This is a genomic window from Rummeliibacillus sp. NPDC094406, from assembly GCF_044763875.1.
Classification (GTDB): Bacteria; Bacillota; Bacilli; order Bacillales_A; family Planococcaceae; genus Rummeliibacillus.
In genome coordinates, this window is the sequence record NZ_JBIWGZ010000009.1 from 76,138 (window position 1) to 91,209 (window position 15,072).

Annotated in this window: 14 protein-coding genes; all 14 read right to left on the bottom strand. The window is 34.5% G+C overall.

The genetic code is table 11. From position 1 onward, the window contains the following. Positions 1 to 4 precede the first annotated feature (4 nt). Positions 5 to 880 (bottom strand): branched-chain amino acid ABC transporter permease, encoded by an 876-nt coding sequence (locus tag ACIQ4I_RS18935; protein WP_403098893.1) that lies wholly within the window; start codon positions 878 to 880, stop codon positions 5 to 7. A gap of 81 nt (positions 881 to 961) precedes the next feature. After that, entirely contained in the window at positions 962 to 2,164 is a 1,203-nt protein-coding gene (locus tag ACIQ4I_RS18940) for an ABC transporter substrate-binding protein (protein WP_403098895.1), read from the bottom strand. Between the two features lie 555 nt (positions 2,165 to 2,719). Then, a complete protein-coding gene (locus ACIQ4I_RS18945; protein WP_403098898.1) occupies positions 2,720 to 3,142 on the bottom strand; it encodes a MarR family winged helix-turn-helix transcriptional regulator in 423 nt (140 codons plus the stop codon). A gap of 25 nt (positions 3,143 to 3,167) precedes the next feature. After that, positions 3,168 to 3,923 (bottom strand): SDR family NAD(P)-dependent oxidoreductase, encoded by a 756-nt coding sequence (locus ACIQ4I_RS18950; protein ID WP_403098900.1) that lies wholly within the window; start codon positions 3,921 to 3,923, stop codon positions 3,168 to 3,170. A gap of 100 nt (positions 3,924 to 4,023) precedes the next feature. After that, a complete protein-coding gene (locus tag ACIQ4I_RS18955; RefSeq protein ID WP_403098903.1) occupies positions 4,024 to 5,223 on the bottom strand; it encodes an MFS transporter in 1,200 nt (399 codons plus the stop codon). Between the two features lie 11 nt (positions 5,224 to 5,234). Continuing rightward, the gene (locus ACIQ4I_RS18960; protein ID WP_403098905.1) at positions 5,235 to 5,657 is read right to left on the bottom strand and encodes a MarR family winged helix-turn-helix transcriptional regulator; all 423 of its coding nucleotides are present in this window, start codon (positions 5,655 to 5,657) and stop codon (positions 5,235 to 5,237) included. Positions 5,658 to 5,912: 255 nt separating this feature from the next. Next, the gene (locus ACIQ4I_RS18965; protein WP_403098908.1) at positions 5,913 to 6,512 is read right to left on the bottom strand and encodes a class I SAM-dependent methyltransferase; all 600 of its coding nucleotides are present in this window, start codon (positions 6,510 to 6,512) and stop codon (positions 5,913 to 5,915) included. Beyond that, complete coding sequence (locus ACIQ4I_RS18970; protein WP_403098910.1) at positions 6,493 to 7,128, bottom strand: class I SAM-dependent methyltransferase; 636 nt, start codon at positions 7,126 to 7,128, stop codon at positions 6,493 to 6,495. Before ACIQ4I_RS18970 ends, ACIQ4I_RS18965 begins: the two co-directional genes overlap by 20 nt. Positions 7,129 to 7,723: 595 nt before the next feature. Continuing rightward, entirely contained in the window at positions 7,724 to 8,674 is a 951-nt protein-coding gene (locus ACIQ4I_RS18975) for a peptidylprolyl isomerase (protein WP_403098913.1), read from the bottom strand. Positions 8,675 to 8,836: 162 nt separating this feature from the next. Next, positions 8,837 to 10,285 (bottom strand): sensor histidine kinase, encoded by a 1,449-nt coding sequence (locus ACIQ4I_RS18980; protein WP_403098915.1) that lies wholly within the window; start codon positions 10,283 to 10,285, stop codon positions 8,837 to 8,839. Then, positions 10,269 to 10,949 carry a response regulator transcription factor gene (locus ACIQ4I_RS18985; RefSeq protein ID WP_403098917.1) on the bottom strand — a complete coding sequence of 227 codons (681 nt, stop codon included), beginning with the start codon at positions 10,947 to 10,949 and terminating at the stop codon, positions 10,269 to 10,271. The genes ACIQ4I_RS18980 and ACIQ4I_RS18985 overlap by 17 nt, the downstream gene beginning before the upstream one ends. Before the next feature lie 153 nt (positions 10,950 to 11,102). After that, positions 11,103 to 12,386, bottom strand: coding sequence for a cation:dicarboxylate symporter family transporter (locus tag ACIQ4I_RS18990; protein ID WP_403098919.1), 1,284 nt, complete (start codon positions 12,384 to 12,386; stop codon positions 11,103 to 11,105). Between the two features lie 204 nt (positions 12,387 to 12,590). Continuing rightward, positions 12,591 to 13,487, bottom strand: coding sequence for a response regulator (locus tag ACIQ4I_RS18995; protein WP_403098921.1), 897 nt, complete (start codon positions 13,485 to 13,487; stop codon positions 12,591 to 12,593). A gap of 2 nt (positions 13,488 to 13,489) precedes the next feature. Beyond that, positions 13,490 to 14,758: an ATP-binding protein gene (locus tag ACIQ4I_RS19000; RefSeq protein ID WP_403098923.1), complete on the bottom strand. Its 1,269-nt coding sequence runs from the start codon at positions 14,756 to 14,758 to the stop codon at positions 13,490 to 13,492. Positions 14,759 to 15,072 lie beyond the last annotated feature (314 nt).

Genomic DNA, 15,072 nt, shown 5'->3' on the forward strand with positions numbered 1-15,072 from the left:
TCACCTACACTTTCTCACGGGTGTTTTTACCAAAGATACCCGACGGTCTAAAGATTAAAATCAAGATTAAAATAACGAACGCTGCAGCATCGCGCCACAACGAGAAGCCTAATGCACTTACAACGGTTTCAACTACACCAAGTACCATACCACCCGTCATCGCACCAGGAATACTGCCTATACCACCAAGAACTGCAGCTACGAATGCCTTAACCCCAGGGATAATACCCATTAAAGGATCAATTTTAGTATAGTAAACACCAAAAATAACACCCGCAGCACCCGCTAAAGCAGAACCAATTGCAAATGTTACAGAAATGGTATTATCAACGTTAATACCCATTAAGCGAGCTGCCTCTACATCATACGAAACTGCACGCATTGCTTTACCAATTTTCGTTTTATGTACTACGAATTGTAGAATAATCATTAGAGCAATCGATACAGACAAGATCATAATAGATTGCATGCTAATTTGTGCACCTAAAAAATAAAAGGTTTTATTTGAAATAACATCTGGATATGCCTCTGGTTGAGCACCACGGAAGAAAATAGTAGTATATTCGATTAATAATGATACCCCGATGGCAGTAATTAAAGCTGCAATACGTGTTGCATTACGTAAACGTTTATAAGCAATACGTTCAATGAATACCCCTAAAATTGCACATACAACCATTGCTAAAAGTAGTGCTGGGAAGAATCCAAAACCCCATCTTGAAATAGCAAAGAATCCTATAAAAGCACCGATCATGAACACATCTCCATGTGCAAAGTTGATCAGTTTAATAATGCCGTATACCATCGTGTATCCAAGTGCAATTAACGCATAAATACTACCGAGTGAAATACCATTAACTAATTGTTGCAACCACTCCATATAAATCTCACTCCTTCTCAAAAGCTTTATAAAGTAATGACAAAAGGGAGGTCAGTGCCCCCCTTTTCTAACTAAAGTACATTAAGGATTAACTTTAGAGTTGAACACTTGTTTACCGTCTTTAAATTCAAGAACTGTTGCTGTTTTCACCGGGTTGTGTTTGTCATCTACTGAGAAGTTACCTGTAACTAGTGACAAGTCTTTTGTACTTTCTAATGCATCTTTAATTTTTTCTCCATTTGTTGAACCTGCACGTTCAATTGCATCTTTTAACCAATAAACTGTGTCATAACCTAGGGCATTAAATGCATCTGGTGCTTGATCACCATTTTCTTCTTTAAATGATTTTACAAATTTTTGAATTTTTTCATCTGGGTCTTCTGCAGAGTAGTGGTTTGTAAAGTACGTATTATTGAGTGAATCTTTACCAGCTAACTCAACCATTTTCGGAGAATCCCAACCATCTCCACCCATAAGAGGTACATCAATACCTGCTGCGCGGGCTTGTTTAATAATTAAGCCCACTTCTTCGTAATAACCTGGAATATAGATGAAATCAGGTTTTTTAGATTTTAAACGTGTTAGTGTTGATTTGAAATCTGTATCTTTTGCTACATAAGATTCTTCTGCTACAACTTTACCGCCGTTTTGCTCAACTGTTTCCTTAAATGATTTTGCTAGCCCTTTTGCATAATCGCTTGCACTATCTGCGTAAATTGCCACATTTTTTGCTTTTAAATTATTTAAAGCAAAATTTGCTGCGATTTGTCCTTGGAATGGATCGATGAAGCAAGTACGGAAAGCATAATCATTTAATTGGCCCTTTTCGGTTACAGTCACTGTTTCAGATGTTGCAGAAGGTCCAATAATAGGCATTTTATACTTGTTTGCAATTTGTACAGCAGCTACTGTATTGCCAGATGTTGCAGAACCAATTTGTGCTACAACTTTTTCTTGTGTTGCTAACTTAATTGCAGCAGCTGTCGCTTCAGAATTTTCCGACTTATTATCAATTTCGACTGGAACAATTTTTTTGCCATCAATACCACCAGCCTCGTTGATTTCATTAATAGCAAGTTTTGCACCTTTAGAAATACCTGATCCGTAGGAAGCTACTGCACCAGATAACTCTAGATTCAAACCTACTTTGATTTCTTTACTACTACTTCCTGAGCTACTTGAAGATGAGTTATCTTTACTACCACAGCCCGCAAGTACACCAACAACTAAAGATGATGCCAAAAATACCGAAGCATAACGTTTTAATTTGTTTTTTGATTTCATGTAATATCCCCCTCTTACAGTCTATTCTTTTTGATATTTCAGATAATTATAAATAGTCTGAAATATTAGTAGATATAATTTTATTCTTTTATAAATTTGTTAGACTTTTTTACAACTCATATTGTAAATGATTCATATCATTTAGTCTATATTAATTTTTAGTAAATTTAAAATATTTAAAATTTATATTAAAAATAGTATTTTTTTATTATTATTAATTTAAAATAGTATTTTTATGTCTTTTCATTAAGATGTATATTGATTGAAAAGGAGAACATATTTAGTTATTACCGTTCAGCAAGTTGCCGATATACCCTATTAACAAAAAAGCTGAGTAAGTTATATTTTTTTCTCAGCTTTTTCATTATTATTCACTTTTCTTCCTAAATAACCTGCCTGATCAAAAACATACTTACCAGAAACAGTTGTTAAAGTAGAATCCTTATTTAAGGATTCTACTGGTTAAGCTATTCTCTCTTCAATTAATGATATGACTCAGGTATGCAATAGATACAAGAAAAAGCTTAGTTCTCATAATAAGAACTAAGCTTTCTCTTAAAATGTCTTGTTCAATAGCTTTTGTTGGATGGACAGATATTGTTCAATTTCTTCTTCACTCAACACACTGAATAGTTCTACTTGTATCTGACTCCCTACCCTTTGGGCTTCCTCCAATGCTTGTAAGCCTAAATTAGTTATAGCCAATAATACATTTCTACGATCATCTGCATTATATTGGCGTTCTGCATAGCCCTCTTTTACCAACTTTGAGGCAATATTGGTCATTGCACCTGGTGTATAACCTAGGTTCTCTGCTAATACGGTCTGCTTTTGAGCACCTCTTTGCTTAAGCTCACTGAGCACTAAAATAGGGGAAATTCCTATATAGTTTTGGATACGTTGCGAAAATTGAATGATATTCGCATTATTCACTAATTCGTTTGCATGTATGAGTTGAAAAATATTCGTTTTTTTCAAAATGTCCTCCTAACCCCGAAAAATACTACCGAAGCATGATTGAACCACCGTCAGTCATGATTGTTTGACCAGTGATATATTGTGAGTCTTCAGAAGCTAAAAATACTGCAACACGGCCGATATCTTCTTCAACATCACCAAAACGTCCCATTGGAATTTTATTTTTTACATCTTCATAGTATTCAGGTTGCGCTTTAGCCCATGCTTGTACACCTGGAGAGTTTGCAATTGGGCTGATTAAGTTTACATTGATACCGAAGCGTCCCCATTCGTTTGCAGCTACACGAGAGATACCACGAATTGCTTCTTTTGCGGCAGCATAAGCACCTTGTGTTTCATGTCCGTTAAGACCAGCACCTGAAGCAAAGTTAATAATATTACCCTTTGTTTCTTTTAAATAAGGTAGTGCTGCTTGCATCAAATAGAATGTTGGATAGAAACCTGTACCGAATGATAAGTCTAAATCAGCTTGAGTTGTTTCTTCAATTGTTTTTTGTTTTGAAGCATGCGCATTATTTACTAAGGTATTAAGTTTACCATACTTGTCGACAACGGTTTTAATGATATTTGGTAGGTTATCACGATCCATTAAGTTTGCTTGAAGGAACATGGACTGTGGAGAATATTGTTGTAATTCCTTTTCCATTACTTTCCCTGTTTCTTCATTTAAATCAACGATTGTAACAATTGCGCCCTCCTTAACCATTGCTTTTGCGATACCACTTCCGATACCGCCTGCACCACCAGTTATAATTGCAACTTTCCCATCTAATTTCCCCATTGCTTACAACTCCTTTTTAAGAATAAATATATTTTAACACTAAAATGTTTAACGTTAAAATATATTGATTCCATAAAAGAATATATATAAAGTTAAAGATTTACACCGCCTTTTTTTCTAAAATCAAATGATCTTTACGACCGTGTAATACAAAGTAAATAGCAATTGTGATAAAGATAAAAATTCCTAATGATACATATAACTTACCATATCCAATTAGTGGAATTAAAAACCCTAGTAAATAAGGTCCTATACCTAATCCCCCATCTAATGCAATAAAGTAAGTTGATGTAGCTAATCCCATGCGATGTGGAGGTGTAAGCTTTACTGCAATTGCTTGAGCTGCAGAAGAAAGATTACCATAACCTATACCAATCATTGCACCTGACACTAAAAGGACCATACTACTATGAGCCGTACTTAATAATAATAAGCCTAATGCAAAAAGGACAAAGCATGGATACATAACGTAGTTAGCACCTTTTGTATCCATTAAACGTCCACTAAATGGACGGGTTAATAAAATTGCTATAGCATAGACAACGAAGAAAAAGCTTGATGCTGCTATTAAATCTCGCTCTTTTGCAAAGAAGTTAATAAACGATAGAATTCCTGCATAACCAAGAGCCATGCAGACTGTAATAATTGCAATTGGTATCGCCTTTGGTTCTAAGTATTGAGAAATACTAAAGCCTTTTTGTGCAGTCTCGGATTCTGGCTTATCTGGTACAGGTAGCTCTTTCGCCATAAAACTAATTACCAAGCACAATACACCCAGAATCATACATAATGAGAAAATAATATTATATGATGTATGCTGACTCATCAAAATACCAATAAAAGGACCAATTGCTGTACCAAGAGTGGCACTCATACTATAATAGCCAATCCCCTCACCTTTTCGGGATCTTGGCAAAATTTGAGCTACAATTGTACCTGTTGCTGTCGATGCAATCCCAACAGAAATACCATTTACGAAGCGACATAAAAGCAATACTGTAATTCCAGCATGAATGAAATATAGCGACATTGTAACAACAAACAATATTAATCCAATAATAAGGATACGTTTACGTCCAACTTGATCAATAATCCTTCCTGTTGCTAAGCGCCCGATTAATGTTCCAATAATATAAATACCTGTAACTAGACCTGCTTGGCTCGTCGTAGCATGATAATCCTTCACGGCAAAGGAAGCAATCGTAACCATCAATAAGTAAAAAATAACCAAAATAATGAAGTTAATAATAGACATTATGACAAAATCTTTTGACCATAATTTCTCTTTTGCATTACTCATTTTAAAACCCCTTATCTATTTAATAAATTCCCTCTGATTTTTTGCATTGTTTGAATAAATGCTAGTTGTTCATCTTCTGGTATACCAGCTAACATTTGTTGTTCAAATGCATCAACAGTGATTCGTATCTCATTATAAATTTCCATACCTTTTGTCGTAACAACCATATGTTTTTCACGTTTGTCTTGGCCTGTTTTTGCTTCTACATAACCACGTTCTGCTAAACTCTTCACCGTTCTTGTGACATTTGGCTTTTCTACACTTAAAAGTTTTGCTATTTCTACTAATGTCATCGATTCAGAGGTAACTAAATAATACAAGATAGACCACTCTGTTCTGTGCAAATGATGGGTTGCAAGTTTCTCATTTAATTGCGTTTCAAATGGTCTGTAAGTCAAAATCAATTGATGAAATAAGGTTCGAAATGTAATCATATTCCCTCCTAATATAGTTAACAATGATAACTAATTTAAATGAACTTTCTTATCATATCAAAATGTAACTTTAATTTCAAGTAAGTTTATAGGAATTGCAATCCCATAATCATTACATTCTATGTTAAGGGATTCTAAAATTTTTTATACACAGTGCCAACGGCCAAGCACAATAACTATTCCTTTCAAATATCAACAATAAACAGCGCCGAATTAAAAATAGACAACTCTAATAATATTAGAGCTGTCTCCGAATTAGTTTTTTTCAATTATAAGTTGTATGACATGAGCGAGTCCCGTATGAAGTTTTCCCTCTCGTCTCGTTTGTTCTCCTACAAAAAAATGAAGTATTTTACTACCTTCACACCAATCTAAAAGATCCTGAGGCTTATAAAGCATTTCTAATTTCTTAGGCCCTCCAGTTTGATAATCAAGTTGCTTATCTGAATACAGTTCCATCATGATCTTGCCACCAGGTTTTACCGATTTTATAATTTTTTCAAATACAACTCGTTGGTTTTCTCTAGGAAAATGCCCAAACACCATAATGGCAGCATCAAATTGTTCTATAGGGATAACACCCTGCAGTAAATCTACCTGTACAGTGTTCACTTCAACATGATTTTTTTTCGCTAATTGCTTTGTTTTACGTAAACCACTTTCTGCATAATCAAAAGCAGTAACTTTATGTCCTAATTTTGCTAAAAATACTGCATTACGTCCTTCACCTTCTGCAAATGCTGCAACATTTTTTAGCCCATCTAGCTGTGATGCAAATTTTTCAATAAAAACGTTTGGCTCCTCACCATACATATATTCGGTTGTATTAAATCGTTCATCCCATGTATTTGTCATGTGAAAGCTCCTCCATAGTTTCAAAAATCATAATACGTTCATGCCTATTATAAGTAGAAGTATTTGGTACTAGAACATCCTTTATAATCTTAAAATGAGTTTCATCTCGTAAAAACTGAATGTATTCAAAAGATGGATAATATAATATCACATTCATTTTGCGGGAATTCTCTTGTTGTGATTTCAATATATTATGAATGACTTTACGGAAAATTTGAATTGAAAAAGGATTAAAGAAAAAGAAAATATTATCATCGGGTTGTATTTTGTATTGCTCAGCCTTAGAACAGAGAAAATTCACCGGTGCAGTTTCGAGATGATGTTCTTTCGAATAGTGAACCTTATTTTGGAATGAGTCTTGCACATAACCTTCATTCATTTCAATCCCTAGTGTCTCAATATGGAAGCGATGATTCACATAAAAAGGCACTCGTCCTTTACCACTCCCAAAGTCAATAAAACAATCGTTTTTTCCCAATGCAATCTTATCAAAACATACATCTAATACATCATAAGGTGTTGGTTCATAAGGATAATAATGTGATAACATTGGAAAATCTCTTTGATTACCTATTGTGTGTATGTGTAATAACTGGTCATACTGTTGATCATTCATAGAAGTCCTCCATCTATTTTATAGATAAATAGATAAATATTTAAATATTAAAATATCTTATTTTCACGATGACTTCCACTTATTAAAAGGCGTACTTTAATCATAAAATATTTAGAAGGAAAAGGTGGTTAAAATGGCTCATCTTGAAAACAAAGTGGCAATTATTACTGGTAGCAGGGGATGGGATTTGTAAAGAAATCGCTCGAATCTATGTAAAAGACCATATCTAAAAAGACAAAAAGCTATCGCAATCGTTGTGCTAGACGATTAGAGATAGCCTTTTGCATGTGTAAGTGTAAAATTGGGTGGGATTCCACTGCCCGCATCGTCGAACAGATACGGGCAGTGCATTACTCGTTATATGCTATTCCGTTTAAACCCTCGACGATTAAATAGGATAACAACAATAATGGCTAATAATAGTGTGCTGATTGCAATTTCAATTCATGATTATGGACGATTTAGACATGTCGGCGGTTGCTTGATTTTGTCCTAAGCTTTCCGGTCCCCTTGTCCCACGTTTCCTCCAACTTGACCTCTATAACCTCCCTCTTGGTAGGTAGTACATGGTAGTACATCAATGGTCGCCCCTTGCTTAACTATTATTTAAGCTAGATATAGTAGATGTAAAACTACTGTTATCATCTAATTTGTTTTTAATTTCATATTTTTTGTATAGTGAGGATAACCAAGAACTATAATTTTCGTTGACTTTTTGTTCTACTACTGCCTCTTTTACTTGATCTTTGGCATCTGCATATGTAGCCTCTTTTGCTGCTTTTTTTCCTGTTACTTTAATAATGTGATAACCATAAGAAGATTTCACAACTCCACTTATTTCACCAACTTTTAATGAGAAAGCTGCATCTGCGAAGTTTTCATCCATATCATTTTTAGAAAAGTAGCCTAAGTTTCCTCCCTCTGATGCATTACTTGCATCTTGCGAGTACTTTCTCGCTAATTCGTCCCAATCGCCACCATCATTTAATTTGGCTAAAACCGTTTTCGCTGTTTTCTTATCGTTCACTAGAATGTGGCTTGCCTTAACTTCTGCGGCTTGATTGTAGGTGACTTTATTTTCATTAAAGTAGGATTTTAATTCTTTATCTGTAATATTCAGAGTTGGTTCGATTAACTTTTTTGTTAGCAAATACGTTTTAATACTTTTCTTCGCATCGCTTATTGTCATGTTATTTGAGGAAAGTGCTGATTTTAATGCTTCTTCACTACCATATTGCGTTGCTAACGTATCTAATTGAGATTGGATTGCCTTTTTTGAAATGGTGACATCTTGCTTTTTAGCTTCTATTTCAATTACTTTATCGGATATCAATGTATCAAGTACCGTTGCCCCATATTGCTTGTTTAAAGCCTTATTCAAATCTTCTTGTGAGATTTTCACATCACCGACTTTTGCTACATAGCTATTACTTTTGTCTACTACATAGAAAGCAACTACCGCCATTACACATATGAGAGGAATCCCAATAGCTAAGGTTAATTTTTTTCCAATTCCCTTCTGCTTGTCTTTCTTTAAATAATTCATGTATATCTTCCTTCCTTTTAGGTGGTAGGTCGTTTCATATCCTTTACAATACATAATATATAGGTCTAATGTGTCAGTTAAATGTCTGGGCAAAAACTTTAAAAAAATAAGAAAATGTCTAATAAGTGGATTATTACACTTATTAGACATTCCTTTAGTAAATTATAATTTTGGAATATTAACTTCAAAAGTTGTACCATTTTCAGAGCTATCAATAAGACGGAGATCCCCTCGAATCGATTGTGCCATCATTTTACTTAATGGTAATCCAAGTCCCAGACCTCGTACTTCGTATTTTTTATTTTCTCCTCGATAGAAACGTTCAAAAATTAAAGTTTGTTCCTCGGTCGGGATTCCCATTCCAGTATCTATTACACGAATTATTACGTCATTCGCCGTTTCACTAAGTTTAACGGCGATTTTACCGTGTCCTTTCATCGCTTGTTTTGAATTCGTAAAGAGATTTGTAAAAACTTGTTGGAATCGAACAAGGTCTATTTCTACTTGTCTAGGTTCTGACAATGTAACTAAAGTCAATTCAATCTCTTCAGTATCCTGAGTTAGCTCCCATTGCGTAACGGTTTCTTGTATGACTTGATTGATTTCAAGATTTTCAAATTTCACAGGTATGGAATTAACTGAGAATGAATTAAATGCAAGCAAATCTCCTACCATTGTTTTTAGTTTTGTCGTTTCATTAACGGCCATCCGGATAAATTCTTTTTGGTCATCACCTTCAACAACTCCATCTTGAATGGCTTGTAAAAGGCCACTAATAGATGTAACTGGCGTTTTCAATTCATGTGTAACACCCGCTAGCAATTCCGTTCTCATAGCCTCTAACTGTTGCAACCTTGAAGCCATTTCTTTAAAGGAATGAACAAGTTCGTAAACTTCCTCTTCTTTAATATTATCTGGCAATTGAATATTATAGTTGCCATTTTGAACTTGTTTGGCCGCATATGCTACATCCTTAATCGGTTTAGCCAAACGACGAGATAAAAAGTAAATAGCCCCTAAACCAAGTAAAGCTAAACAACCAATCATAATTGCTAGCTGACTATATTCTTGGTTTAGATGTGTCAAATGTTCTTTTGTTTCAGTAATTATGATATAACCAACTGTTTTGTTATCAATTACAATTTCCTTTTTTACTGCGTAATATAACTGTGAAGAATCCTCATATTTGAATTTTATAACATCACTTTCAGATGACATCACTGAATCTGGTATAGCTTGTTGAACTACTGGCCCTTTAGGGTGATTCATTGAAAGAATATTACCTTCTGTATCAACAATATATATGGTTGGGTCTATACCCATGTCCATAAAACGTTGTCTTTCTCTAAACATACCTGGGTCTACCTTATTTCCATTTGGCCCTTTTGGTGGTCCTACCGAGGGAATATTTGTTGCATTATCTTCTAAACGGTTTGTAAGTTCTTCTCCCATAAATTCAAGCATGTTTAATCGATTTTGCAATGTTGAATGGCGAATCCATATTGCGGAAAGGAATGCCACAATCGTAAGTCCAATACATAGTGTTAGTAAATAGCGCGTAGTCCAGTACCTAGTTAAAGAAATTCGCTTTTCTTTATGATTGTTTGACACTTAGTTGATACCCCAATCCCCGTAATGTTTTGATTTCTCCTTCTTTTTCAGGCCAATTCTGTAATACTTTACGCAATCGTTTAATTGCCAAATCTACCGCCCGATCGCTACCATCATATTCCCAACCCCAAACTTGTTCAATTAGTTGATCGCGTGTAAAGGTATGATTAGGGTGTTCGGCAAGAAACATTAGAACAGATAAATCCCTAGGAGTTAATTCCACTTCATGTCCACCTACCATTACTTGATGAGATTGTAGGTTAATCTCTAAACTTCCGAATTGCCGTTTTGGCCCAGTGTCCCCTTGTGTTCTTCTTAAAACAGCTTTCACTCGTGCAACGACCTCTTCTGCTACGAACGGTTTCGAAATGTAGTCATCTGCACCTTCATTCAAGCCTTCCAATCTATAATTCACATCACCCAATGCCGTTAGCATAATGACAGGACAACTACTTTCTTGACGAATTTCTTTTAATATCTGCCAACCATTTTTTTCAGGTAACATCACATCTAACAAAACAATATCAGGGGTGTAAGCATGAAATTTTTCGATTGCTTCAATGCCCGTATAAGCCTGTTCTGTTTGAAAATGCACCTTTTGCAAATACGCCTTTAATACTTGGCTAATGGCAAACTCATCTTCCACAATCAAAACTTTATCCATCACTAGACCTCCAGCAGCTTCTTTAGTTTTTTACTTATACATTATCATGTCAATAAGTCAGTAAAATGTCTAATTATACTTGTATCATTAGGTATATAACAAAAAAGCTCTACTAACATGAATGACAGTTAGTAGAGCCTCTATTTAATATAATTAAGCTAATTTATTTTGTTCTTCGTTTTCAAAATAATTGTCGTATTTGTCTTTATCAAGACGGTTTTCCCATTTAGCCATAACAAGTGATGCTAATGAGTTACCTATAACATTAACAACTGTACGAGCCATATCAAGGATACGATCGATACCTAAGATGAATGCAAGACCTTCAACTGGAATATTTACAGCAGTTAAAGTCGATAGTAATACGACGAAGGATACTCCCGGAACACCAGCAATACCTTTAGAAGTTACCATTAATGTAAGCACTAATGTAATTTGGTCAACTAATGATAAGTCTATACCGTACATTTGAGCGATGAATAACGCTGCAATTGATTGGTATAAAGTTGAACCATCTAGATTAAATGAATAGCCTGTTGGAATAACGAATGATACGATATCTTTCGGCGCACCGGCTTTTTCCATCTTTTGCATAATACGTGGTAATACAGTTTCAGAACTTGACGTTGAGTATGCTAGTAATAATTCGTCTTTTAGGATACGGATTAAGCGGAATACACTTAAACCACAGAATTTAGCAACCCCACCAAGTATTACAACAACGAATAAAATCATTGCTACATAAACGAGGATGGCTAGCTTACCTAGCGGAATTAACGATTGAATCCCGAACGTTGAAACTGTAACTGCAATTAATGCAAATACCCCGTATGGAGCGAATTTCATAATTGTGTTTGTTACCCAGAACATTGCATCTGCTACACCTGAGAAGAATGCTAGAACTGGTTTACCTTTTTCACCAATTGCTGCAACACCTAGCCCAAATAATACAGAGAAGAAGATAATCGCAAGCATGTTGCCTTCTGCCATTGCTTGAACAATGTTTGTTGGCACGATATGAATAAGCGTATCGGCAAAACCGTGACCACCTTCTGCTACTGTTTTACTTGTTTCAACGTAAGAAGAAATATCACCTTTAGTAAGATGTTCCATATTTACGCCTACACCAGGTTTGAAGAAATCCGCTGCTGCAATACCAATAATAATGGCAAATGTCGTTATCAATTCAAAGTAAACGATAGTTTTAACACCAAGTTTACCAAGTTTTTTTAAGTCCCCTTGACCAGCTACACCCAAGATTAATGTTGATATAATAATCGGTACAACGATCATTTTGATCATGTTCATAAAGATTGTTCCGACTGGTTGAAGATATTTGGTTACGTTTTCATTTCCGTAGAAAATAGCTCCAACTATAACACCAAGAATTAACCCGATTAAGATTTGCCAAGCTAATCCGATTTTACCCTTTTTCATTAACAAGTCACCCCTTCAAAATGTGTTGCTTTTTAGATAATAATCAATAAATCATAATTTTATTATAAGAGCGACTTATGAAATCCGACATCATCCGACATTATTAAAGATATAAAAATTCAAAAAAAACGATTTTTTATATAACTTTTCTATAAAATAGATAGGTGTTATGCCCAAATGAGATCGATTTTTACATTTTATTCCTTATTTTGGTGGATGTTTGAATTTTTCAGTTGCATCCACATACAGCACTTGCAAAAACTTCTTCACATTGATTTTCATCTTTTTAGGAACAGATGCAGTATCTTCAATAGTTTTCATCAATGCTCGGATTTCTGCAAATTCAAAATAACGAGGCGAATAGTATTCAAATTCTGGATTCGTATAATCGACTACTCCAAGCGTAGCTAAATTATTCATCGCTACGGAAATGGTACGGCGAATTCGTTGTTCAATTGCTTTACTTTCTTTTATAATCTCTGCACTACTAAATTTCGATTGACTCGCAAGCTCTTCATAAATATCTTTCAATGGTGGAATTTGCATTGTCTTTTCTTCTCTTGAAGATAAAAAGTCAATGATTGAAACAATATCATCACTCCCCACTTCTCCGACAATCCCCATATCATTTAATATAGAGGAAACAATGTCTTTCATCGTACGATAGGATTCCTCATTTGTCTCTTCTTCAAAGTTTAAAATTGATTTTCTAATGGTTAATAAGGATCTTTTCAAAAGAAAACGTTCGGACGTTTTTTTTAATATGCTTTGTACCTCAATCCGATTGATTGGTTTGTGTATAAAGAATTCGATATCCTTTTCGTAAGCCTCGCCAACCATCTCTTTGTTTTCTACTTGCGAAATCATAATAAAATGCCCTCTAAATCCTTGTTTGCGAAGTTGATCCATTGTTTCGATTCCATCTAATGTTGGCATTAAAAGGTCAATAAGTATAAAATCTGGGTCACTTGATAAAATAGGCTCCAATGCATTCATCCCACTATCAGCTTCCCCAATTATTACGCCCATATCCCCTTCAACAATAATTTGTTTTAGCATTCGCCGGCTTGCTGCATCATCATCTACAATAAAGTATCGCAAGGTTACTCAACTCCTTTTTGTATGTTCTTACGAGGAATCCCAATACAGAAAATAGTCCCTACAGCTGGTCTTTCAACGTGGATTTTACCGTCCAACATTTGGACAATTTCTTGTACATGAGATAAGCCGATTCCGGTTGCTGCCACGCCATGTTGGTTATATTTTGTTGTAAAACCCGGTTCGAAAATAATATCTAAATCTTCTTCAGCTATACCTTTTCCTGTATCCTGTATCCTGAAGTGAATCATTTCTTGATCATCAGATACTTGAAGCATAATACTTCCCTCATCTTCTACAGCTTCGATTGCATTTGCGGTAACATTATTGAGGATTGCAAGTAAAGGGATTTGCTGAGTTAATGCAAAATCTACAGTGTTTTCTACTTTAAATTCAATTTTCTTATTTAACATCTCGCTATATTTAACATTTGCAGTTACGACGAACTCTACAATATTCGATAAATAGTAAACATCTTCTGTCTTAGGCATCGTGATATTCGACAATCCAGAGAAGATTCGTTGCGCATCTTTTTTCACTTCATGAATTTCCTGGGAAATGTGCAATGCCCTAATACTTTGATTTTGTAATTGCTGGTTCTTTAGATTCCGATACAAATCGTAACTGTCAGCCATTATTTGTTCGATATGATTCATCATTTTTTGCAAATAGAGTGTTTCGACATATAAGTCTGATCCTAGAGTAAGTTGTTCATCCAATCGTTTTCGTTGTTCAGACATAATAATGGAGCTATATACGCCTACTACAAAGAAACTTCTTAAAAAAGCAACCATTACGATTAAAAACCAATCATAAAAACCAAGATAGGAATTAGGTAAGGTTAAGAAACGCATAATATGTTCCGTACTGTTCGCAATAATCTCTATAAATGTAGCCATTATACCTAACTTAAATGGTTGTTCAATTAATCGTTCTACCTTTAAAATCCTAAATAATAAAACATATACAAAATAATATAAAAACGCCGGATAGTGTTCTATAATGCTATCCGAAAATGTACCATTATATAAAGTTACATTTGAAAATATCCGAAAGATAACGACCGTTAATCCTGTTATAACACCCGTTCGAATGACTGATTTAGGTAAACGAATCAAGATTAATAATAGAAAGGTAATACTACCTAAGCCAAAGCGGAAGTGCTCTCCATTAAACGGTATGAGTTTGATCTCGCTACTAATCGCTGTGAATATTGCGATCAACGATACCCATATTGTTTCAGATTTTAACCATTTTAATGACATTGTATTCATGGAAAATCACCTTATAAAAAAGACTTAAAAATTCACATATAGACTATTTTAACATTTTCATCATCATAAAGAAAAATTTTTATTAAACGAGCAAGATAGCCCTTACAAAGATAAATAACCTCTACATCCATTTTTGAATGCAGAGGTTATTTATTGATAACTTATACACAAAGACATATTCCTAAGGCAAATGTGAAATATCACGATTAATCGATTAATTAATTATGCCTTTATTTTCTTAATGGTAACTTACAAACACCTTTTTAACTACCTGTTGTAATTCACTTACCTAATCTACAGCTGAATTCCCTTCA